General features: G+C 72.9%; 22 protein-coding genes. 13 read left to right on the forward strand and 9 right to left on the reverse strand.

Going from position 1 to position 22241, the window contains the following annotated elements; translation table 11 throughout:
- Positions 1-22: 22 nt before the first annotated feature.
- A complete protein-coding gene (locus ACGFZN_RS15815; protein ID WP_393859028.1) occupies positions 23-781 on the reverse strand; it encodes an IclR family transcriptional regulator in 759 nt (252 codons plus the stop codon).
- Positions 782-899: 118 nt separating this feature from the next.
- Here ACGFZN_RS15815 and ACGFZN_RS15820 point away from each other — a divergent pair, with 118 nt between their 5' ends.
- From ACGFZN_RS15820 to ACGFZN_RS15845, 6 genes are all read left to right on the forward strand, one after another.
- Positions 900-1550, forward strand: a complete 651-nt coding sequence (locus ACGFZN_RS15820; RefSeq protein WP_393859029.1) for a GntR family transcriptional regulator — start codon at positions 900-902, stop codon at positions 1548-1550.
- Positions 1551-1652: 102 nt separating this feature from the next.
- A complete protein-coding gene (locus ACGFZN_RS15825) occupies positions 1653-2405 on the forward strand; it encodes a PIG-L deacetylase family protein (RefSeq protein ID WP_393859030.1) in 753 nt (250 codons plus the stop codon).
- A complete protein-coding gene (locus tag ACGFZN_RS15830) occupies positions 2402-3112 on the forward strand; it encodes a 4-carboxy-4-hydroxy-2-oxoadipate aldolase/oxaloacetate decarboxylase (protein ID WP_393859031.1) in 711 nt (236 codons plus the stop codon). The genes ACGFZN_RS15825 and ACGFZN_RS15830 overlap by 4 nt, the downstream gene beginning before the upstream one ends.
- Complete coding sequence (locus ACGFZN_RS15835; RefSeq protein WP_393859032.1) at positions 3109-4212, forward strand: 4-oxalomesaconate tautomerase; 1104 nt, start codon at positions 3109-3111, stop codon at positions 4210-4212. The genes ACGFZN_RS15830 and ACGFZN_RS15835 overlap by 4 nt, the downstream gene beginning before the upstream one ends.
- Positions 4193-5143 (forward strand): catechol 2,3-dioxygenase, encoded by a 951-nt coding sequence (locus ACGFZN_RS15840; RefSeq protein ID WP_393859033.1) that lies wholly within the window; start codon positions 4193-4195, stop codon positions 5141-5143. Before ACGFZN_RS15835 ends, ACGFZN_RS15840 begins: the two co-directional genes overlap by 20 nt.
- Positions 5144-5259: 116 nt before the next feature.
- Entirely contained in the window at positions 5260-6585 is a 1326-nt protein-coding gene (locus ACGFZN_RS15845) for an MFS transporter (protein ID WP_393859034.1), read from the forward strand.
- A 195-nt stretch (positions 6586-6780) separates the two neighbouring features.
- On the opposite strand, the gene ACGFZN_RS15850 is transcribed toward ACGFZN_RS15845, so the two are convergent.
- Positions 6781-7068, reverse strand: coding sequence for a putative quinol monooxygenase (locus tag ACGFZN_RS15850; protein ID WP_393859035.1), 288 nt, complete (start codon positions 7066-7068; stop codon positions 6781-6783).
- A gap of 537 nt (positions 7069-7605) precedes the next feature.
- Here ACGFZN_RS15850 and ACGFZN_RS15855 point away from each other — a divergent pair.
- Together ACGFZN_RS15855 and ACGFZN_RS15860 are read left to right on the forward strand one after the other, a co-directional pair.
- Positions 7606-7986, forward strand: a complete 381-nt coding sequence (locus ACGFZN_RS15855) for a hypothetical protein (protein ID WP_393859036.1) — start codon at positions 7606-7608, stop codon at positions 7984-7986.
- Positions 7983-8450: a peroxiredoxin gene (locus ACGFZN_RS15860; RefSeq protein ID WP_393859037.1), complete on the forward strand. Its 468-nt coding sequence runs from the start codon at positions 7983-7985 to the stop codon at positions 8448-8450. Before ACGFZN_RS15855 ends, ACGFZN_RS15860 begins: the two co-directional genes overlap by 4 nt.
- A gap of 20 nt (positions 8451-8470) precedes the next feature.
- On the opposite strand, the gene ACGFZN_RS15865 is transcribed toward ACGFZN_RS15860, so the two are convergent.
- Entirely contained in the window at positions 8471-9088 is a 618-nt protein-coding gene (locus ACGFZN_RS15865; RefSeq protein ID WP_393859038.1) for a DNA polymerase ligase N-terminal domain-containing protein, read from the reverse strand.
- A gap of 58 nt (positions 9089-9146) precedes the next feature.
- Positions 9147-10010, reverse strand: coding sequence for an oxidoreductase (locus tag ACGFZN_RS15870; RefSeq protein ID WP_393859039.1), 864 nt, complete (start codon positions 10008-10010; stop codon positions 9147-9149).
- Between the two features lie 164 nt (positions 10011-10174).
- Here ACGFZN_RS15870 and ACGFZN_RS15875 point away from each other — a divergent pair, with 164 nt between their 5' ends.
- Complete coding sequence (locus ACGFZN_RS15875) at positions 10175-11050, forward strand: helix-turn-helix domain-containing protein (RefSeq protein ID WP_393859040.1); 876 nt, start codon at positions 10175-10177, stop codon at positions 11048-11050.
- 17 nt (positions 11051-11067) lie between these two features.
- Here ACGFZN_RS15875 and ACGFZN_RS15880 read toward each other — a convergent pair whose 3' ends face one another.
- The gene (locus tag ACGFZN_RS15880; protein WP_393859041.1) at positions 11068-11898 is read right to left on the reverse strand and encodes an aldo/keto reductase; all 831 of its coding nucleotides are present in this window, start codon (positions 11896-11898) and stop codon (positions 11068-11070) included.
- 177 nt (positions 11899-12075) lie between these two features.
- Here ACGFZN_RS15880 and ACGFZN_RS15885 point away from each other — a divergent pair, with 177 nt between their 5' ends.
- Positions 12076-13050: a TauD/TfdA dioxygenase family protein gene (locus ACGFZN_RS15885; protein WP_393859042.1), complete on the forward strand. Its 975-nt coding sequence runs from the start codon at positions 12076-12078 to the stop codon at positions 13048-13050.
- 93 nt (positions 13051-13143) lie between these two features.
- Here the strand turns inward: ACGFZN_RS15885 and ACGFZN_RS15890 are convergent, their stop codons facing one another.
- Positions 13144-14172: an LLM class flavin-dependent oxidoreductase gene (locus ACGFZN_RS15890; protein WP_393859043.1), complete on the reverse strand. Its 1029-nt coding sequence runs from the start codon at positions 14170-14172 to the stop codon at positions 13144-13146.
- 79 nt (positions 14173-14251) lie between these two features.
- Positions 14252-15754: a metallophosphoesterase family protein gene (locus ACGFZN_RS15895; RefSeq protein ID WP_393859044.1), complete on the reverse strand. Its 1503-nt coding sequence runs from the start codon at positions 15752-15754 to the stop codon at positions 14252-14254.
- A gap of 101 nt (positions 15755-15855) precedes the next feature.
- On the opposite strand from ACGFZN_RS15895, the gene ACGFZN_RS15900 reads away from it, so the two are divergent.
- Positions 15856-16143, forward strand: a complete 288-nt coding sequence (locus ACGFZN_RS15900; protein ID WP_393859045.1) for a DUF1905 domain-containing protein — start codon at positions 15856-15858, stop codon at positions 16141-16143.
- Between the two features lie 54 nt (positions 16144-16197).
- Here the strand turns inward: ACGFZN_RS15900 and ACGFZN_RS15905 are convergent, their stop codons facing one another.
- On the reverse strand, positions 16198-16593 hold the full coding sequence (locus ACGFZN_RS15905; protein WP_393859046.1) for a hypothetical protein: 396 nt from the start codon (positions 16591-16593) through the stop codon (positions 16198-16200).
- A 72-nt stretch (positions 16594-16665) separates the two neighbouring features.
- On the reverse strand, positions 16666-17391 hold the full coding sequence (locus tag ACGFZN_RS15910; RefSeq protein ID WP_393859047.1) for a class I SAM-dependent methyltransferase: 726 nt from the start codon (positions 17389-17391) through the stop codon (positions 16666-16668).
- A gap of 128 nt (positions 17392-17519) precedes the next feature.
- Here ACGFZN_RS15910 and ACGFZN_RS15915 point away from each other — a divergent pair, with 128 nt between their 5' ends.
- Both ACGFZN_RS15915 and ACGFZN_RS15920 read left to right on the forward strand, forming a co-directional pair.
- Positions 17520-19631, forward strand: coding sequence for a prolyl oligopeptidase family serine peptidase (locus ACGFZN_RS15915; RefSeq protein ID WP_393859048.1), 2112 nt, complete (start codon positions 17520-17522; stop codon positions 19629-19631).
- A gap of 189 nt (positions 19632-19820) precedes the next feature.
- Positions 19821-22226, forward strand: a complete 2406-nt coding sequence (locus tag ACGFZN_RS15920; RefSeq protein ID WP_393859049.1) for a M4 family metallopeptidase — start codon at positions 19821-19823, stop codon at positions 22224-22226.
- The last annotated feature ends 15 nt before the right edge of the window (positions 22227-22241 follow it).

The following is a 22241-nucleotide window of genomic DNA, read 5'->3' on the forward strand; positions in this document are numbered from 1 at the left end:
GGCGGTCACAAGGAGCGGGTTTTCAGATAGTGAGCGAGAGGCTCCTGGTGATCCGGCTCGCGACCGGGAGCAGACGCTCCCTGGCCTCCTGGAGCCGGTCCTGCCGCTCCACCGGCAGGGAGACGCCGAGCGATCCGGGGGTGCTGCCGCGGTAGACGGGCACGGCGACGCACACGGTGCCGAGCGCGTACTCCTCCAGGTCCGTGACGGCCGGCGCCAGCGGGGGCGTCTCGAGCCGGCGGAGCAGCACCGGAAGGCTGGTGATCGTCCGCGGGGTGAGGTCGGCCAGGTGGTGGCGGGACAGATACTCCCGGCGGCCCTCCTCGTCCAGTTCGCGCAGCACGGACTTGCCCAGGGCGGTGGCGTGGCCGGCGTCCTCGAAGCCCACCCAGAGATCCACGCGGGGCGTGCGCGGGCTGTCCACGATCTCGGCGACCCTGATCTCGCCCTCCTCGTAGAAGGTGAGGTACGCGGCCGTGGCCAGGTCGTCCCGGAGGGCGGCCAGCGCCGGGCGCACCCGGCTGAGCAGGGTCTGTGCGCGGCCGGCCGTCCGCAGGGAGCCCAGCCGGTCGCCGAGGACGAAGCCGCCGTCGTCCAGCTTGCGCACATAGCCGTCGTGCACCAGCGTGCGCAGCAGGTGATAGGCGGTGGCCAGCGGCAACTCCGTCTCGCGGGCCAGCTGTTTCGCCGGCGCGCCGTTCTCGTGCGCGCTCACCGCCTCCAGCAGCCGGAAGGCCCGCTGCACGGAAGCGATCAGCGTGGGGCCCTCCTGAGCAGCCATACCTCCAGACTGCGCCGGTCGTCGCGGCCCGGGCAAGACACGAAAAGCTCAGACAAAATTGTTGACAATCTTGTCGGGCTAGATTTAGTTTCGACAGGCACTCACTCAGGGAGGGCACATGCCGAAGGAAGCCCGTCCGACCACCGGAGAGCAGGCCAAGCAGCACGCGCTGACGAAGCTGCGGCAGGCGATCCTGCACGGCGAGATGGCGCCGGCCCAGCGGCTGGTGGAGAACGAACTCGCCGAGCAGTTCGGTGTGACGCGGGCCAGCATCCGTGCGGCGCTGATCGATCTGGAGGCGCAGGGACTGGTCGAGAGGATCCGCAACCGCGGTTCGCGGGTGCGGGTGGTGACCGTGGAGGAAGCGGTCGCGATCACGGAGTGCCGCATGGTCCTGGAGGGCCTGTGCGCGTCCAAGGCCGCCGTCGCCGCCAGCGACGAGCAGCTGGAGGAGCTGGCCGACCTCGGCGTGGCGATGGAGAAGGCCGTCGCCGCCGGCGAGCCGGTCACGTACTCCGACCTCAACCACCGGCTGCACGAGCGGATCCGGCTGATCTCCGGACAGCGGACCGCGGTCGAGCTGCTGGAGCGGCTGAACGCCCAACTGGTCCGACACCGCTTCCAGCTGGCGCTCCGGCCGGGGCGTCCGCAGCAATCCCTGAGCGAGCACCTGGCGATGATCGACGCGATCAGGGCCAGGGACCCGCAGGCGGCCGAAGCGGCCGTCCGCGCCCACCTCGCCGGCGTGATCGAGGCGCTCAAGGACTGAGCACGCCGAACGGGACACGGGCGCGCACCTGTCCACCGAGGCGAGGGCGCCGCAGGGATCCGTCCGTGCGGCGCACCGAGCCCGAAGAGGGAGAACTCTGCAATGACGCACGCCGACGCGCCCGAAAACCCACCTCGTTCGACCCTGGTCGTCACCGCGCACGCCGGGGACTTCGTGTGGCGCGCGGGCGGAGCCATCGCCCTGGCCGCGGCCCGCGGCGAGAAGGTCACCATCGCCTGTCTGACCTTCGGCGAGCGCGGCGAGTCCGCCAAGGCGTGGCGCGAGGGCCGGACCCTGGAGGAGATCAAGGCCATCCGGCGGGACGAGGCCGAGCGGGCCGCCGCCACCCTCGGCGCCGAGGTCCGCTTCTTCGACGCCGGCGACTACCCCCTCGTCGCCACCGCCGAGCTGACCGACCGCCTCGTCGCCGTCTACCGCGAGACACAGCCCGACGTCGTCCTCACCCACCCGGTGGACGACCCGTACAACGGCGACCACCCGGCCGCCAACCGCATGGCCCTGGAAGCCCGTGTGCTCGCCCAGGCCATCGGCTACCCGGGCCCCGGCGAGATCATCGGTGCCCCGCCCGTCTTCTACTTCGAGCCCCACCAGCCCGAGATGAGCGGCTTCAGGCCCGAGGTCCTGCTCGACATCACCGAGGTGTGGGAGACCAAGCGCAAGGCGATGGAGTGCCTCGGCGCCCAGCAGCACCTGTGGGACTACTACACCGATCTCGCCGTCCGCCGCGGTGTGCAGCTCAAGCGCAACGCGGGCCCGAACCTGGGCCTGCCGCACAAGACCATGGCCGAGGCCTACATGCGTCCCTACCCGCAGGTCACGAAGGAGCTGGCATGAGCGGCGTGATCATCACCGACGTACCCCGGGCCGAGGCCAAGGACGTCGACGCCCTCGCCGGGTACGGCGTGGCCACCGTGCACGAGGCGATGGGCCGCACCGGGCTGCTCCCCGCGCGGCTGCGCCCCGTCCAGCAGGGCGTCCGGGTCGCCGGCACCGCGGTCACCGTGCTGTCCTGGCCCGGCGACAACCTCATGATCCACGCGGCCGTGGAGCAGTGCGGCGAGGGCGACATCCTGGTCGTCACCACCACCTCGCCCTCCACCGACGGCATGTTCGGCGAGCTGTTCGCCACCGCGCTCAAGCGGCGCGGGGTGCGCGGCGTCGTCATCGACGCGGGCATCCGCGACACCCAGGAGCTGCGGGAGCTGGGCTTTCCCGGCTGGGCGGCGGCCGTGAGCGCGCAGGGCACCGTGAAGGCGACCGGCGGCTCGGTCAACGTCCCGGTCGCCATCGGCGGCCAGGTCGTCAACCCCGGCGACGTGATCCTCGCCGACGACGACGGCGTGGTGGTCGTCCCCCGGCACAGGGCCCGCCGGGCCGCCGAGGCCGCCGAGGCACGCGAGGTGAAGGAGGCCGCCTCCCGCGCCGCCTTCCAGGACGGCCAACTCGGCCTCGACCGCTACGGACTGCGCGAGAGGCTCGCCGAACTGGGCGTCACCTACCGGCCGTACGACGACGTCGCCCGGGACGGAGCCGGGGCATGACCGGGCCTGCGGAGGTGCGCTGCACGCTGATGCGCGGCGGCACCTCCAAGGGCGCCTACTTCCTGGCCGGCGACCTCCCCGACGACCCCGAGGCCCGGGACGACCTGCTGCTGCGGATCATGGGCAGCCCCGACCCGCGCCAGATCGACGGCCTCGGCGGCGCCCACCCGCTCACCAGCAAGGTGGCCGTGGTCTCCGCCTCCGCCGGCCCGGACGCCGACGTCGACTACCTGTTCCTCCAGGTTGCCGTCGACCGGGCCGAGGTGAGCGACCGTCAGAACTGCGGGAACATCCTCGCCGGAGTCGGCCCGTTCGCCGTCGAGCGGGGGCTCGTGGCCCCCGCCGACGGCGAGACCTCCGTACGGATCCGCATGCTGAACACCGGGGAGAGGGCCGTCGCCACCTTCCCCACCCCCGGCGGACGCGTCGACTACACCGGGGACGCCGAGATCTCCGGGGTGCCCGGCACCGCGGCGCCCGTCGTGATCGAGTTCCCGCCCGCCGACGCGCCCCTGCTGCCCACCGGCAGCGTCCGGGACACCGTCGCCGGCACCGAGGTGACCTGCGTGGACAACGGGATGCCGACCGTGCTGATCCCCGCGGCCGCTCTGGGCGTCAGCGGGTACGAGCCGCCAGGCGACCTGGAGGAGAACCTGGCGCTCGGCGACCGCCTGAGGGACATCCGGCTCGCCGCCGGGAAGCTGATGGGGCTCGGCGACGTCGAGCACGCCACCGTCCCCAAGCTCACCCTGCTGGCTCCGCCCCGCTCCGGCGGCGCGGTCACCACCCGCACCTTCATCCCCGTCCGCTGCCACACCTCCATCGGCGTCCTCGGCGCCGCGAGCGTGGCCGCCGGGCTCAGGCTGCCCGGGGGAGTGGGGGAGGGGATCGCCGAACTGCCCGAGCACGGCGACCGCGTCCGCATCGAACACCCCACGGGCTTCCTGGACATCGACACGGACGTCGACCCGCAGGGCCCGAGGGTGCGGCGTACTGCCGTCGTCCGCACCGCCCGCAAGATCTTCGACGGCAGCGTCTTCCCCCGCGCCGCCGTCCCAGCACGCCCCCAAGGAGGCAATGATGGCTCCGCCCCTCGGTGACATCGCCCATATCGGCCACACCCAGCTGTTCACCCCCGACCTGGACGCGAGTGTCGCCTTCTTCACCGACTACCTGGGTCTCACGGTGAACGGGGAGGACGGCGGCACCGTCTACCTGCGCACCTTCGACGACTACGAGCACCACAGCCTGGTCCTCACCGCCCGCGACACCCCCGGCCTCGGCCGGCTGGCGCTGCGCACCTCCGGCGAGGAGGCGCTCCAGCGCCGGGTGAGGGCGGTCGAGGAGGCCGGCGGCACCGGCCGCTGGGTGGAGGACGAACCCGGACTCGGCAAGCTGTACGTCACCACCGACCCCGACGGCCACGAGCACGCCCTGTACTGGGAGAGCGAGCACTACCGGGCACCCGAGGAGCTGAAACCCGCGCTGAAGAACCAGCCGCAGGCCAAGCCCAACCGGGGCGTGGGAGTCCGCCGCCTGGACCACGTCAACTTCCTCGCGGCCGACGTGCTCACCAACGCCGAGTTCCAGCAGAACGTGCTCGGCGCCCGGCCCACGGAGCAGATCCGGCTCGACTCCGGCCGGATCGCGGCCCGCTGGCTGACCTTCACGAACAAGTCGTACGACGTGGTGTACACGGAGGACTGGACCGGCTCGGCCGGCCGGCTGCACCACATCGCCTTCGCGACCGACACCCGCGAGGACATCCTGCGGGCGGCCGATCTCGCCATCGACGCCGGTGTGTTCATCGAGACCGGGCCGCACAAGCACGCCATCCAGCAGACGTTCTTCCTGTACGTCTACGAGCCGGGCGGCAACCGCATCGAGCTGTGCAACCCGCTCACCCGGCTGGTCCTCGCCCCGGATTGGCCGCTGATCACCTGGACCGAGGCGGAACGGAAGAAGGGGCAGGCCTGGGGCCTGAAGACCATCGAGTCCTTCCACACCCACGGCACGCCGCCCGTGGCGTGACGGCCGGCGAAGCCGCCCCCGTGAGCAGATTGTTGCTTTGATTGTTGACAAAATTGTTGACTCCACGGGGGCGGCTTCCTACCGTCGGGCACACCCCGCACGAGAGGTAACCAACGATGTCCTCCTCCCCGACCCCGTCCGCCCGCGGCGGCAGACTGGCCCTGCTGGTCGTCGCGCTGTGCTGGCTCGCCGTCCTCTTCGACGGCCTCGACATGTTCATCTACGGCTCGGTCCTGCCGCACATGCTGGCGACCAAGGCCCTCGGGATCACCCCGGGCCAGGCCGGCGACCTCGGCAGCTACGCCACTTTCGGCATGCTGGTGGGCGCGCTGGCCGCCGGCACGGTCGCCGACCGCGTCGGCCGCAAGAAGCTGATGGTCGGCTGCGTCACCCTGTTCTCGCTGGCGTCCGGGATGTGCGCCCTGTCCGGCTCGGTCGCCGTCTTCGGTCTCGGCCGGACGCTGGCCGGCGTCGGCCTCGGCGGTCTGCTGCCCACCGCGATCAGCATGGTCTCCGACTTCGCCCGCGGCGGCCGGGCCGCGCTGACCGTCGGCCTGCTGATGACGGCCCACCACGCCGGCGGCATCCTCTCCGCGTACGTCGCCAAGTGGCTGGTGGAGCCGCACGGCTGGCGGTCCGCCTTCTGGGTCTGCGTGGTGCCGCTGCTCTTCGTCCCGGTGCTCGCCAAGGTCATGCCCGAGTCCCTGAGCTTCCTGCTCGCCAAGGGCCGCGGCGAGGAGGCGCGGTCCCTCGCCGCCCGCTACGAGGTCGACCTGCCCGCCGCGCCCGGCACGAAGGCCCCGGCCCGTCGCTGGGACGCCCTGCTGGGCCTGTTCCGCAAGGACGAGTGGCTGCAGACCCTGCTGTACTGGCTGGCCTCCTTCGGCGGCCTGCTCCTCGTCTACGGCGTCGCCACCTGGCTGCCCACCCTCATGCGGAACGAGGGCTACAACCTCGGCTCCGCCCTGAGCTTCGTGGTGCTGTTCAACCTCGGCGGCATCGTCGGCATGCTCGTCGCCGGCCGCGCCTCCGACCGCTTCGGCGCCCCGCGCATCTCGGCGATCTGGTTCGCGCTCACCGCGGCCGGTGTCTTCCTGCTCAGCGTGCACATGCCGCTCGGCCTGACCTACCTCGTCGTCTTCGTCACCGGCGTGTTCCTCAACAGCGCCCAGGTGATGATCTACGCGACCGTCTCCATCCGCTCCACCCCGGACAGCCGCGCCACCGCCGTCGGCTGGACCTCCGGCATGGGCCGCTTCGGCGCCGTCTTCGGCCCCTGGCTCGGCGGCCAGCTGCTCGCGTCGGGCAACGGCGACTGGGGCTTCACCGCCTTCGCCCTCGCCGGTGTGTCGTCCATGGTGTTCATCGGCATCGCCGCCGTCCGCTCCTCCCGCCGCCCGGAAACCACCGGTACCGGCCAGAAGCTGGTCACCGCGGGCTGACCCGCCTGGGCGGCCCCTTGAGCAGGGCCTCGCGTCCGCACCGGCTCCGCGCACGGCGCCGCACCTGTCCCCGGGTGCGGCGCCGGCCGCGTTCCACGAACCGAAGGCCCGTTCGGGGGTCGGCGAACGGGCCTCCGGTGGCTGAGGAGTACATCCGGTACGGCGAGCGGGAGGGAGGCCGTCCGCGGCAGATCGTCAGATCGTCTCGGCGAAGGTGACGGTCCGCTCCTTCAGCAGCGGGAACACCGTTCCCCGGATCAGCTCCGCGAAGTGCTCCGTCTCCTTGTGCGCCTCGAAGCCGGCCCGGTCCGTGTAGCGCTCGTACAGCATGAACGCTCCGGGCCGGTCGACGACCTCGTGCGCCTCGTAGGCGAGGTTCGCCGGCTCCGAGAAGACCAGCTCACGCATCTTGCGCAGCGCGTCCCGCACGGTGTCCGCGTCGGCGGGGTCGCACTGGTACTGGGCGACGACGGCGAAGGCCATGGATTCCTCCGGTGTTCACGAACGGCGGTCGACCTGCCGATTCCAGCAGCTTCCCGCGCGGTGCGGCCCGCGCGACACGCGGCCGGTGCCCGCGGACGGCCCATCGCCCGGGCAGTACCGCCGGCCCCGGCGCCATCACCCGACGACCGGCATCTGGTCGCCGTCGCCGTCGCCGTCGCCGTCGCCACCGGCCCGGGCCGGCACTGCGCCGCCACGGCCTGATGGCCGGCATCCGGTCGCCGTCGCCACCGGTCTGTGCCGGCACCGCGCCACCACGGCCTGCCGGCCGGCAGCCGCTCGATCCTGCCCGCTCGCGGCGTCACCTCGCCGCCGCGGCCCCGGCCTGCCGACAGCTGGGCGTCCTTGCCCGCGCGTGGCGACACCGCCCACGGCACGGCCTGGCGGCCGCCCGCGTCCGTTCGTCCTCGCGCGCCGGGGCTCCCCTGCTTCCATCCCGCACACCGCGCCTTCGCCCAACCGGTCACCCCCTCGGCTACCGTCCAGTAATATCCGCGGCAGGCCATCAGAGGAGGAACCGTGTCCCGGTCCGAACGCTCGCCCCTGCTGCTCGCCGGTCTGCTGGCCGCCGCAGGGGTCGCCCACTTCGCCGCCCCGCGCCCCTTCGACGCCATCGTTCCGAGTGCGCTGCCGGGCTCGCGCAGGGCATGGACGTACGGCAGCGGCGCCGTCGAGCTGGCCCTGGCGGCCGGGATCGCCGCGCCCCGGACCCGCGCGGTCGCCGCGAAGGCCGCGGCGGCCTTCTTCGTGGGGGTGTTCCCGGCGAACGTGCAGATGGCCGCGGACTGGCGGCACCGGCCCGCGCCGCTGCGCACGGCCGCCCTCGCCCGGCTGCCCCTTCAGTTGCCGCTGGTGCTGTGGGCCCGCGCCGTGGCCCGTACGGAGGGGGCCCGGCCGTGACGGGACGCATCGAGGTCGGGGACCGCGTCGAGGACTTCGCGCTGCCCGACGAGACCGGCGCCATCCGCCGGCTCACCGAACTGCTGGCCGACGGACCGGTCGTCCTCTTCTTCTACCCGGCCGCCCTCACCCCCGGCTGCACCGCCGAGGCCTGCCACTTCCGCGACCTGGCCGCCGAGTTCGCCGCCGTCGGCGCCCGGCCGGTCGGCATCAGCGGGGACACCGTCGACAAGCAGCAGGAGTTCGCCGGCCGGCACGGCCTCGGCATGCCGCTCCTCTCCGACGCCGACGGCACGGTCCGTGAGCGTTTCGGCGTCAAGCGGGGCTTCGCCCTCGCCCCGACCAAGCGCGTCACCTTCGTGATCGCCCAGGACCGCACCGTGCTGGAGACCGTCCGCAGCGAACTGCGCATGAACACCCACGCCGACCGGGCCCTCGCCGCACTCCGCGCCCACCAGCGCTGACCGGCCCAGGCTGGCGGCGTTCAGCCGCTGCGCCGACCGTCGCCGGCCGCGACCTGGGCGAGGGTGCGTCCGGTGCGCACCGAGCGGGCCCGCCGGGGATCCACGGTGCCGTGACCCGAGGCCCCCGCCCGTCCCTTGCGCACCAGCAGCCAGGCCTCCTGCTCGCCCTCGCCCCCGCGGAACCGGGTCAGCGCATACTCCCCGCGCAGCTTGCTGCCGTGCAGCCGGAAGGTGGCGTGCCCGCGCTCCAGCGACTCGGCGAAGTCCACCGGGCGGCCCCTGCGGTCGTGGCTGAGCGGCTCGTACGTGCCGTGGTCCCACACGATCACGGTGCCGCCGCCGTACTCGCCCTTCGGGATCACGCCCTCGAACTCCTCGTACTCCAGCGGATGGTCCTCGGTGGGCACCGCCATCCGCTTGTCGGCGGGGTCCGTGGACGGGCCCTTCGGCACCGACCACGACTTCAGCACGTCGTCGACCTGGAGCCGGAAGTCGAAGTGCATCCGGCTCGCGTCGTGGATCTGCACCACGAAACGGGGCTCGTCGCCCCCGGCGCGGGGCCCCTGCCCCGACGGCTCGCGGGTCCGCTCGAAGTCGCGCCTGCCGCGGTACGTCCGCAGCCGGTCCTCCGCTGCCACCTGCGGCTCCTCTCCGTACGTCCGTCCCACGGATCCCGGGTACCCCGCGCCGGGACGCTCAGCCCGCGATGCCGTCCAGCTCGGCGACCGCCTCGTCCGGCAGCGCCAGGGACGCGGCGGCTATGTTCTCCCGCAGGTGCTCCGGCGAGGACGTCCCCGGGATCAGCACGATGTTCGGCGACCGGCGCAGCAGCCAGGCCAGCGCCACCTGCTGCGGCGAGGCCTCCAGCCGGGCGGCCACCTTCGCCAGCGTCTCGGACTGCAGCGGGCTGAACCCGCCGAGCGGGAAGTACGGCACGAAGGCGATGTTCCCGGCCGCAGTGCGGTCCACGAGGGCGTCGTCCCGCCGTTCGGCCAGGTTGTACATGTTCTGCACGCACACCACCGGCGCGATCGCCAGGGCCTCGTCCAGCTGCGCTGCGGTCACCGTGCTCAGCCCCAGGTGCCGGATCAGACCCCGCTCCCGCAGCTCGGCCAGCGCGCCGAACTGCTCGGCCAGCGGCTCGTCGTTCGGGGCGTCCACCCCGCCCACCCGCAGGTTGACGACGTCCAGCGCCTCCACGCCCAGGTTGCGCAGGTTGTCGTACACCTGGGCCTTGAGGTCCTCGGGGTGCCGGGACAGGACCCAGCTGCCGTCCGCTCCGCGGCGGGCGCCGACCTTGGTGACGATGTGCAGCTGCTCGGGGTAGGGGTGCAGGGCCTCCTTGATCAGCTGGTTGACGACCACCGGCCCGTAGAAGTCGGCGGTGTCGATGTGCGTGATGCCCGCCTCCTCCACCGCGCGGAGCACCGCCACGGCCCGGTCGCGGTCCTTCGGCGGACCGAAGACGTGCGGTCCGGCCAGCTGCATCGCGCCGTACCCCACGCGGGTCAGGGTCAGGCCGTCGGCCGGGGTGACGGTGCCGCCGAGCTGTGCGCTCATCTCGTACCTCGCAGAGTTCCCATTCGAAGAAGTCCGGGCCACCGCTTCCATCCGGCGGCCCCGCACTCCACCCTGCGCCCCTCGCGCCCGCCGTTGCAGTACCCCGTCGATCCTGGGACCGGCAGGGACAGTCACCGCCGGCCGCGCCGTCGTACGGTGACCCCATGGACCGATCGAACGCGCTCGGTGAGTTCCTGCGTGCCCGCCGGGCGCTGGTACGGCCCGAGGACGTGGGACTGCCCGGCGGCGGCCTGCGCCGGGTGCCGGGGCTGCGCCGCGAAGAGGTCGCCATGCTCGCCGGCATCAGCTCCGACTACTACCTGCGGCTGGAGCAGGGCCGGGACCGCAACCCGTCCGTGCAGGTCCTGGAGGCCATCGCCCGCGTCCTGCGCCTGGACGCCGCCGGCACGGCCCACCTCACGGGCCTCGCCCAAGACCGGCCCGCCCCCGGCGTCCGGCCCGGGCGCCGCACCCGCGAGGTCCCGGCGAGCCTGCTGCAGCTGATCGACGGCTGGCCGCGCAACCCGGCCTACGTCCAGAACCGCTACACCGAATGCCTGGCCGCCAACGCCCTCGCCACCGCGCTCACCCCGAACTACCGGCCCGGCGTCAACATCCTGCGGGCCGTCTTCCTCGACCCGGCCGAGCGCGAACTGCGCCGCGACTGGGAGGACCTCACCGAGGAGGGCGTGGCCGTGCTGCGCTCCGAGGCCGGCGCGGACGCCGACGACCCGCGGCTGCGCGACCTGGTCGGCGAGCTGTCGCTGCGCAGCGAACGCTTCCGCACCCTGTGGGCGCGGCACGAGGTGCGGCCCCGCCGCGGCCGGGTGAGCCGGCTCACCCATCCGCAGGTCGGCGACCTCGACCTGCAGTCGCACAAGCTGTCCGTGGACGGCACCGACGGCCTCATCCTGGTCGTCTTCCACGCCGAGCCCGGCAGCCGCAGCGCCGAGTTGCTGGACATCCTCGGCAGCCTCGCCGCGCCCGCCGGCGACGGCGGCCGGACCGCCGGCCCGCAGCAGCGGATCGAGGAGCAGTAGGGCCGGCTCCAGAACCTTCAGAACTCCTCGTGCGTCTCCGGGTCCCCGCCCAGCCGCCGCGGAGCACGGCGGGAGACCGCCGCCAGCTGGGCGGAGTCCAGCTTGAAGCCGAAGACGTCCAGATTGGCCCGCTGCCGGCCCGGGTCGGCCGACTTCGGGACGGGCAGCGCGCCCAGCTGCAGGTGCCAGCGCAGCAGCACCTGCGCAGGCGTCACCCCGTGCGCCGCCGCGACGTCGGCGACCGCCGGCTCGTCCAGCAGGTCGCTGCCCCGGCCCAGCGGGCTCCAGCTCTCCGTGACGATGCCCTTGTCCCCGTGGAAGGCGCGCAGCTCCTCCTGCGGGAACAGCGGATGCATCTCGATCTGGTTCACCGACGGCAGCACCCCCGTCTCCTTCTCCAGCCGGGTGATGTGCTCCGGCGTGAAGTTGGAGACGCCGATCGAGCGGACCAGCCCGTCCTCGCGCAGCTTGATCATCGCCTTCCAGGAGTCGACGTACCTGCCGACCCGGGGGTTGGGCCAGTGGATCAGATACAGGTCCACGTACTCCAGGCCGAGCCGCCGCCGGGACTCCTCGAAGGAGGCGAGGGTCTCCTCGTAGCCGTGGTGCCGGCCGGGCAGCTTGGTGGTCACCACCACCTCCTCGCGGGGCACGCCGCTGCCCGCCAGGCCCCGCCCGACCCCGGTCTCGTTGCGGTAGTTCACGGCCGTGTCCACCAGCCGGTAGCCCAGGCCGAGCGCGGAGCGTACGGCCTGCTCGGCGGCGGTGTCGTCCAGCGGCCAGGTGCCGAGGCCGATGGCGGGGATCGTCGTGCCGTCGTTGAGCGTGTGCGCCGGAATGCCGTTCACGATGGACCTTCCCTCGGCGGTGTCGTCTTCCCAGCCTCACCGATGGGGTGCGCGGTGATCAACCCGACGGCGCACGGCGGTGTTCCGGAACACGGTCGTCCTGGAGTTCGCCGGGTGAGGGGCGGCAGTGCCACGATCAAGGGGTGGAGCCGGATCGGACGAAGCCTCGGAGCGCGCATGACGACGTACAGGACGACCGCGGATCAGGGCGAGCGGGTCGAGGGCGTGGAGGTGAGGCCCGTCGCCGGACACATCGGGGCCGAGGTCACCGGCGTCGACCTCGCCGGGCCGCTGGACGACGCCGTGGTGGCGCTGATCCGCTGGGCCGTGCTGCGCTGGAAGGTGGTGTTCTTCCGGGGGCAGGACCTCGACCACGCCGCGCACGTCGACTTCGCCCGCCGCTTCGGCGAGCCCGTGGTCCTCGCCCGCCGGGGCTGCGCCTCACCGGCGGACTTCCCCGAGGTGGAGACCACCGCGGACCGGCTGGAGCGGGGCGGCCGGTTCGGCATGGAGCACGAGGAGTGGCTCCGGCGCCGCCGGCACACCCTGCTGCGCGGCTGGCACTGCGACCACGGCGCCCGGATCGATCCGCCGGCCGCCACGATCCTGCGCGCCGAGACCGTACCGCCCTACGGCGGCGACACCACGTGGGCCAACCTGGCCGCCGCCTACGCCGGGCTCTCGGCGCCGGTGCGGGCCTTCGTGGACGGGCTGCGCGCCGAGCACCGGCTCGGCGTGGGCTACCAGCCCCGGCCCGGCGACGACGCCTACGTCCGTCATCTCCTCGACCACCAGGTGGCCTCGGTGCATCCGCTGGTCCGGGTGCACCCGGAGACGGGGGAGCGGTTGCTGTTCGTCAACGGCTACTACCTGGAGCAGATCACCGGCGTCTCCCGCCCGGAGAGCGCCGCCCTGCTGGAGATGCTGCTGGAGCAGGCGGTGCGCCCCGAGTACACCGTCCGCTTCCGCTGGGAGCCGGGCAGCGTCGCCTTCTGGGACAACCGGGCCGCCATCCACCTCGCCCCCGGCGACACCGCCCACCTGAACGCGCCCCGGATCATGCACCGGGTGATGCTCGCGGGCGACGTACCGGTGGGGGTGGACGGCAGGCCGTCGGAGCCGCTGGCGGGGCCGGAGCCGGGCCGCTGGTGAGACGGGCGGGGCGGTGGGAGTGGTGGGGCGCCGGTGGCGGCCGCCACTCACCTCGTCGGTGACCGCCCTCCAGGGCCCGGTCGGCGTCCGCGCTCAGCCCCGGGGCTGCCAGCCCAGTGCCGGGCCCAGCTTCGTCGCCATGTCGGTGAGGATCTGCACGTAGTCCTCGTGCTCGAAGGTGAACGGCAGCGCGAACGCCACCTCGTCCACCTCCCGGAACGCGGCGTGCGCGCGCAGCCGTTCCGCGATCTCCTCGGAGCGCCCGACCAGGTCGGGGGCGAACAGCAACCGGCCCGGCCCCTGCGGGGAGGCCGTGCGGGGCAGGCGCTTCGCCGCGTACGCCACGTACCTGGCGCGCTGCTCCTCGCTCGCCGAGTCGGTGGGTATCACGACCAGCCCCTGCGAGACCCGGGCCCCCTCGCCGTCGGGGTGACGGGCACGGAACTCCCGGACGAGGGAGAGCTGGATCTCGGCGAAGTCCCATGGCCCGTCCGGCCCTTCCGCCTTGACGACGCTGCTCGTGAGGAAGTTCATGCCGTGCTCGCCCGCCCAGCGCGCCGAGCCCAGGCTGCCGCCGCCGTACCACAGCCGCCGCCCCAGCCCGGGGGAGTGCGGCTGGACCACATCGGAGAAGGTCTCGAAGCCCTCGGTCCCGCTGAAATCGCTGGCCGGCTTTCCCCGCACCAGGTCCAGCAGCCGCCGCACCCGCTCGTAGGAGAAGTCCTCGACGTCCGCGGTGTCCGGGTACAGGGCGTCCTTGACCTGCTCGAAGTGCATCGGCGGGCCCACGCTGACGCCCGGGTTCAGCCGGCCCCCGGACAGCACGTCCACCGTCGCCAGGTCCTCGGCGAGACGCAGCGGGTTGTCCCAGCCGAGCGGGATCACCGCGGTGCCCAGCTCGATACGGCGGGTGCGCTGGGAGGCGGCGGCGAGGACGGCGACCGGGGAGGAGATCCCGTACTGCAGATGGCGGTGGCGGACCCAGGCGCTGTCGAAGCCGAGCCGCTCGCCCAGCTCGATGATCTCCAGCGTGGACTCGTGGCCCCGGGCCGGATCGGCCGGGTCGAACAGGCCGATGGTGAGGAAGCCGAGCTTGCGCAGCGGTCGGGGCGTGGACGGCACGGGCTCCTCCAGCGGTGGTGCGGCGGTTCCGCCCTTGGATTCTGGCAGGCGAGTGTGACAACCGTGTGATCACTTCAGATCACTTCAGCGGGATGACGACCTCGTCCTCGACCGGCGGGTCGGTCTCCTGCGCCCGGTTGCCGGTCGCGGCGAAGCAGCGCAGCCGGACCGCCTCCGGGGTGACGTCCAGCCGCAGGAACGACTTGAAGAACGGCGGGCTGTAGGTGGCCGAGCCGGGCGAGAACAGCTGGGTGTAGAGCTTGCGCACGGGCAGCCGGATCCGGGAGGCGCGGTCCGGCCGACCGCCGGTGCCGAGCAGGCTCGCGACCAGCCGGGTGCGCCGGGTGATCCGGACGTCGGGCCCGGGCTTGCGGGCCGGCTCGATGCCGAGGCGCTCGGCGACGACCGCGGTCGCCTCCGCCTCGGTGAGGGTGAAGAAGCGGCGCAGCCGCAGCCGGTGGCCGTACAGGCGGCTGTAGAAGGCGAGCGAGTCGCCGCGCAGCGGGTAGCAGCGGAAGTCCCGTTCGGTGACGCCCCCGACCGACACGCGCGGGATGGTGTGGGTGGCGTGCATGAACGCCCCGCCGCCGCCCGCGACCACGTACTGGATGGTGCGGCCGTCCACGTCGACCGGGTAGCGCTGGTAGTTGTGGATGTCGCCGCCGATCGAGGCCACGTAGCGGTGCGCCGGGTCGCGGACGATGTCGTCCACGGTCCCGCCGCCCTCGATCGCGCACGGATGGCGCTCGCCGTCGACGTACAGCGGGGACCCGGTGATCAGGATCTTCGGCTTGGGGTCCCGGGAGACCTCGCGCAGCCAGGCGCCCTGTTCGGCGTCGATGGTGCCGAGCAGCCCGGTGTCGATGCCGACGATCCGCACCGGGCCCGCGTCGATGGCCCAGTACGGCCCCGGCTGCACGGCCTGTTGACCGGGCGCCGAGCGCAACTCCCGTGCCGCGGCGAACCGTTGCTCGTCGGCCGGCCGGGGCCGGTGCCACAGCAGGGCCCGCCACCAGGCGCGGGTGAGCGGGCGCGGGCGGGGCTCGGGCGGGAGCGGCCCGGTGTCGCCGCAGAAGACCCGCATGAAGGCGCCGAGATCCTCGTACCAGTCGTGGTTGCCCGGTATCGCGTAGATCGGGGCCGGGTAGTCCTGGTAGGGGCGGAAGAACTTGTCGCCGTAGTCGTCGGTGGCGCCCACCGGGTAGATCACGTCGCTCGCGATGACAGCGAAGTCGGTCCCCTGACCGGTTTTCAGGAAGCCGGGCACAACGGCGTACTGCGAGTCGTCGCCCTCCCCGGTGTCGCCGAGGACCATGAAGGAGAACCGGTCGCCAGCCTCCCGCCGGATCACCTTGCCGGCGGGCGCCCCGGCCGCTTCCCGGCGCGCCACCCAGCGGCTGCGCGTACGGCCGGTGGGATCGCCGAACCAGGAGGCCAGCACGCCGTTGCGGGCGGCCCACAGGGTGCGCGGGCTGAGCCACGACAGCTTCTCGACGTGGTCCGGCATCAGCTGCCGGTAGGCGCCGGGCTCGGCCGAGCCCCAGCCGGCGCCCCGGGCGGTATCGCGGGAGGAGTCAGACACGCGGTGCACGGTAACAACGCGCCGTTCAGCGGCGGTTGGCGGGTCCCCGGCGTCCGCAAGCGGGCGCCGGTACGCTGGGCGGCCTTCGGAAGGGGATGCCCATGGAACTCGCCTTCGCCGGACGGGTCGTGGAGTGGCGCGGACCGGCGCCGTACTACTTCGTCGCCGTCCCGGGCGCGGAGTCCGCCGACATCCGTGACGTGGCCGCCCTGGCCAGCTACGGCTGGGGTGTGATCCCGGTCGAGGCCAGGATCGGCGGCACCGCCTTCACCACGTCCCTCATCCCCAAGGACGGCGCCTACCTGCTGCCGCTCAAAAGCGCCGTGCGCCGCCCGGAGGGCCTCGCACCGGGCGACGAGGTGACCGTCGCGATGACCGTACGCCTGTGAGACCCGCGCCGGCCGCCAGGTCCACGGCTGCGCGAGAGCCCGACGTGGACTCCGTCAGCCTCCGCCCGGGTCGTACGGCGGTGACGGCCGGTTCCAGACGGCATCGAAGCGGCTGACGATCCGCCGCAGTTCACGGGCGCGGCGGGCCGAGAGTGCCCCCATGACGGTGTCGAGCAGAGCGCGCGCTTCGAAGGGATCCGCCTCGCAGCAGTACCAGTAAGGGTTGCCCCACTCGTAGTCCTGCCACAGCCGGCGCTGCGGCAGATGGACGTACTCCCGCCAATGGCGCAGCGCGGCGCCCACATCCCCTGGACGCAGATAGCTGCGGGTCCGCTCGAGGCGCGCGATCTCGAACAGAACCCGGGAGGGCAGTCCGTCGATGTGCGTGCTCCCACGGGTCCGGGCGCTCGGAGCGGGACCCCGGAGACTCCCTGGCCGTCTACGCCGCACAGCCCTTTCGGTTCGTCGTCATGCGGGTCATGCTGCCACGGTCCGGCAAGGCGGTACCAACGATTTCGTACGTCACGGCCGCCGTGCCACGAACACGTACTCCCGTCCCGGCCGGTCCGGCGCATCGCGGACGTCCTCCACCGCATAGCCGTGCCGGGCCAGGTCCTGCTCGATCTCGTCGCGCTCGCGGAAACGCAGCGTGGAATCCGACGTCAGCACCTGACCGTCGGCGGCGAAGACGTACGTCTGACGGAACGTCACCACGGGCCCGCTCACCTCGATCAGCTCGACCCAGTGCTCGACCGTGCCGACACCCGGGATCTCCCTCACGCGACAGGTGTTCTCGCGCGTCCACTCCTGCCAGGCACGCCGGGCCGGCACGCGGGTCTCGAAGACGAGCCGCCCGCCGGGCCGCAGCGCCTCGTGGGCTCCCCGCAGTGTCTTCTGCCACGTGCCGGGATCGGCGATGGCCTGCGCGACATTCGCCGCCATGGTCGCGAGGTCGACCCGCAGCGGCGGGAGGTCCGCTGCGTCACCGTGGATCCAGCGGACCCGCTCACCGCCCGGTTTGGCCCGTGCCACGTCGAGGGACGCAGCGGCGGGTTCGAGGCCGACGACCTCGATCCCCCGTTCGGCCAGCAGCAGCGCGAAGACGCCGGTCCCGCAGCCGATGTCCAGCACCCGGCGCGCTCCGAACTCCGCCGTCATCCGCAGGTAGGCGTCGAGATCGCTGCGGTCGGGATCGAGCGGATCGTAGATCGCGGCGAGCCGGGGATGCCCGAAGCATGCGTCAGCCATGCCGCGAACCTAGGCGGATCCGGGCGCGACCGGCCACCGGGTTCAGGAGAGGGCGGCAGACCGGAGGGGGCGGGGCGCATGGAATCGAATAAGTGTACGAGAGTGGGGGTGAGGGAAGAGACCTGTACGTGCGCCCCGATCTTCTCCCCGCCCAGTTGGTCCGTACCGCCCGGTTCACCCGTGGAGTCCCCCGGCGGTTCACCGTGAGCGGGGACGGCACGGTCGTGCTGTACCTGCGGGGGCGTACGGGGGACGACCCGGCCGACTGTCTGTGGGCGGTCGAACTCGGGTCGGGGCGGGAGCGGTTGCTGGCCGATCCGGTCAGGCTGCGCGGTGCCGGGCGCAGGCCGAGGGGGATCGAGGGGTACGGCACCGATGCGGCGGCCGGGGTCGTCGTCTTCGCGCTGGGCGGTGTGCTGTGGACCGTGGGGCTGCGGGGCGGCGAGCCCCGGCGGCTGCCCGCCGCGCGGCCCGCCCTCGATCCGTGGCCGGATCCCGCCGGTGGGCGGGTCGCTTACGTCTGCCGTGGCGCGCTGCGCGTGATCGGAACGGACGGCGGCGGAGACCGGGTGATCGCCCGGGCCGGCCGGGTCGGCCGCGCGGTCGAGCATGTGGGCCACGGGGACGTGCAGTTCGGGACGGCCGTGCACACGGCTGCCACGCTGCCCGAGGGGCCGCGCGGGCACTGGTGGGCGCCCGACGGCACCGCCCTGCTGTGCGCCCGCACCGATCGCCGGCGCGTGCGGCGCCTGCACAGCACCGATCCGGCCGGGCCGGAGAGACCGCCCGAGGTACGTCACCACGCCTTCGCCGGCGACCCGAACCCCGACGTCACCCTGTGGCTGGTGCCGGTCGGCACGGACGGGCCGCTCACCGCCGTGCGCTGGGACCGTGACGCCTTCGAGTACGTCGTCGGCGCCGGCTGGGACGCGCACGGTCCCTTCGCCGTCGTGCAGTCCCGTGACCAGCGCACCGTCCGGCTCCTCGGCATCGACCCGGCGGACGGCCGCACGACGGTCCTGCACGAGCAACGGGGCGAGCACTGGGTGGAGTTGGTGCCCGGACTGCCGGCCCGCACCGCCTCCGGCGCCGTCCTCGCCCATGCGGATCTGCACGGCACCAGACACCTCACGGCCGACGGTGCGCCGGTCACGCCCCCGGGCCGCCAACTGGGCGCCGTCCTCGGCGTCGACGGCGACGAGGTGCTGTTCACCGCGTCCGACGAACCCACCGAGACCGACCTGTGGTCCTGGCGGCCAGGAACCGAGCCGCGCCGGCGGAGCGCGGGCCCGGGAGTGCACGGGGGAGCGCTGCGCGCCGGCACCCTCGTGCGCACCGTCGCGGACACCGGCGGGGCGGCCCCGCGCGCCGAGGTGCTGCGTGCCGGCCGGGCTCCCGTGGCCGTGCCGTCGCACGCCGAGTCACCGGTGCTGGAGGTGCGCCGCAGTCTGCTCCGGCTCGGGCCGCACGCGTTGCGGGCCGCCCTCCATCTGCCCTCCTGGCACCGGCCGGCGGAGCACGGCCCGCTCCCGGTGCTGCTCGACCCCTACGGCGGCGCGGGCGGCCGGCGGGTCACCGCCGCCCACGACTGGAAGACGCTGGTGTCGCAGTGGTTCGCCGAGCAGGGCTTCGCGGTGCTGGTGACCGACGGCCGGGGCACCCCGGGGCGCGGCCCGGACTGGGAACGCGCGGTGCACGGCGACCTGTTCGGGCCCGTCCTCGACGACCAGGTGACCGCGCTGCACCAGGCCGTCCGCGCGCACCCCGTGCTCGACCTCGGCCGGGTCGGCATCCGCGGCTGGTCCTTCAGCGGCTCGCTCGCCGTACTCGCCGTACTGCGCCGCCCGGACGTCTTCCGCGCCGCCGTGGCCGGCGCGGGCGTCACCGACCAGCGTCTGTACGACGCGCACTGGCGCGAGCGCTTCCTCGGTCACCCGCGAATGCATCCGGAGCGGTACGACGCCTGCTCCCTGCTCCGCGAGGCGCACCGGCTCAGCCGGCCGCTGCTGCTCGTGCACGGCCTCGCCGACCCCAAGGTCCTGCCCGTGCACACCCTGCGGCTGTCCGACGCGCTGCTCGCCGCCGGCCGGCCGCACGAGGTGCTGCTCCTGCCGGGCGCGGGGCACCAGCCCATCGGCACCGACGTCACCGCCGGCCTGCTCGGGCACCAGGCGCGTTTTCTGCGCCGGCACCTGGCCGCAGGGCCGCCCCCAGTGCCGCGGCCGCGCCCGGCGGCATAGGGAAAACCCTCGAATACCTCCGCATGACTGACATGTGCGGGACAAGCCTGCCATCCTTCCCCACGCACCGCACATCTCCGGTGCGTTCACGGATCGCGGTCCCCGCACAGCTCAGCTCACCCGGGCAGCAGACCCGTCTGCCCGTCTGTCACCGGCCGCGACCCGGCGGCCGCAGCAGGAGGAGTACGAGTGAGACCCCACAGACGCCTTCCCCGCCAGCGGGCCACGGCCGGAGCCGCCCTGGTCTCCGCCGCGGCGTTTCTCGCCATCGGCATGCAGGCCGCCCCGGCCGTCGCCAAGCCCGCCGCTCCCCACCCCAGCCCGCTGCGCACCGGCGGCCTGGAGGCGAAGCTCAGCCCGGCCCAGCACCAGGCTCTGATCAGGAGCGCCCAGCAGAGCACCGCCGCGACCGCCCGCACCCTCGGGCTCGGCGCGAAGGAGAAGCTGGTCGTCAAGGACGTCGTCAAGGACAACGACGGCACCCTGCACACCCGTTACGAACGCACCTACGCCGGTCTGCCCGTCCTCGGCGGCGACCTCGTCGTGCACACCCCGCCCGCCTCCCTGGCCGCGGGCACCGTCAGCACCACCTTCAACAACAAGCACAAGATCCAGGTCGCCTCGACCACCCCGGCCGTCAGCAGGTCCGCCGCCGAGTCCACGGCCCTGAAGACCGCCAAGACCCTCGCCAAGAAGCCCGCCGCCGACAGCGCCCGCAAGGTCATCTGGGCCGGCACCGGCACCCCGAAGCTCGCCTGGGAGACCGTGATCGGCGGGTTCCAGGACGACGGCACGCCCAGCAAACTGCACGTCATCACCGACGCCACCACCGGCAAGGAGCTGTACCGGTACCAGGCGATCGAGACCGGCGTCGGCAACACCCACTACAGCGGGCAGGTGTCGCTGACGACGACCCAGTCGGGCTCGGCGTACACGCTGACCGACGGCACCCGCGGCGGCCACAAGACGTACAACCTCAACCACGGCACCTCGGGCACCGGCACCCTGTTCTCGCAGAGCAGCGACACCTGGGGCGACGGCACCAACTCCAACGCCGCCACCGCAGGTGCGGACGCGCACTACGGCGCGCAGGAGACCTGGGACTTCTACAAGAACACCTTCGGCCGCTCGGGCATCCGCAACGACGGCGTCGGCGCCTACTCCCGCGTCCACTACGGCAACTCGTACGTGAACGCGTTCTGGGACGACAGCTGCTTCTGCATGACCTACGGCGACGGCTCGAACAACAACGACCCGCTGACCTCGCTGGACGTCGCCGGGCACGAGATGAGCCACGGCGTCACCTCCAACACCGCCGGCCTCGACTACAGCGGCGAGTCGGGCGGCCTGAACGAGGCCACCAGCGACATCTTCGGCACCGGCGTGGAGTTCTACGCCAACAACAGCTCCGACCCCGGTGACTATCTCATCGGCGAGAAGATCAACATCAACGGCGACGGCACCCCGCTGCGCTACATGGACAAGCCCAGCAAGGACGGCGGCAGCGCCGACAGCTGGTACTCCGGCGTCGGCAACCTCGACGTCCACTACTCCTCGGGCCCGGCGAACCACATGTTCTACCTGCTGTCCGAGGGCAGCGGCACCAAGGTCATCAACGGCGTGACCTACAACAGCCCGACCTCCGACGGCGTCGCCGTCACCGGCATCGGCCGGGCCGCCGCGCTGCAGATCTGGTACAAGGCGCTGACGACGTACATGACGTCCAGCACCAACTACGCGGCCGCCCGCACCGCCGCCCTGAACGCGGCGGCCGCCCTGTACGGCACCAACTCCACGCAGTACGCCGGAGTCGGCAACGCCTTCGCCGGCATCAACGTCGGCAGCCACATCACACCGCCCAGCAGCGGCGTGACGGTCACCAACCCGGGCAACCAGACCTCGACCGTCGGCACCTCCGTGAGCCTGCAGATCAGCGCGAGCAGCACCAACAGCGGAGCCCTGACCTACAGCGCCTCCGGGCTGCCCGCGGGCCTGTCGATCAACAGCTCCACCGGTCTGATCACCGGCACGCCCACCACGGCGGGCACCTCCAGCACCACGGTGACGGTCAAGGACTCCACCGGCGCCACCGGCACCGCGACCTTCACCTGGACGGTCAACCCCAGTGGCGGCGGCGGTGGCTGCACCGCGACCCAGCTGCTGAGCAACCCCGGTTTCGAGTCCGGAGCCACCGGCTGGACCGCGACCAGCGGTGTCATCACCACCGACACCGGTGAGGCCGCCCACGGCGGCTCCTACAAGGCCTGGCTCGACGGCTACGGCACCAGCCACACCGACACGCTGTCGCAGTCGGTGACGATCCCCGCGGGCTGCAAGGCGACCCTGACCTTCTACCTGCACATCGACACCTCGGAGACCACCACCAGCACCCAGTACGACAAGCTGACGGTGACCGCGGGTTCGAAGACCCTCGCGACCTACTCGAACCTCAACGCGGCCTCCGGCTACAGCCAGAAGACCTTCGACCTGTCCTCGCTGGCGGGCCAGACGGTCACCCTGAAGTTCAACGGCGTGGAGGACTCCTCGCTGCAGACCAGCTTCGTCGTGGACGACACCGCCCTGACGACCGGCTGATCGCCCTCCCCGCAA

This window comes from Streptomyces sp. NPDC048192 (genome assembly GCF_043202415.1).
In the GTDB taxonomy this organism is placed as follows: Bacteria; Actinomycetota; Actinomycetes; order Streptomycetales; family Streptomycetaceae; genus Streptomyces.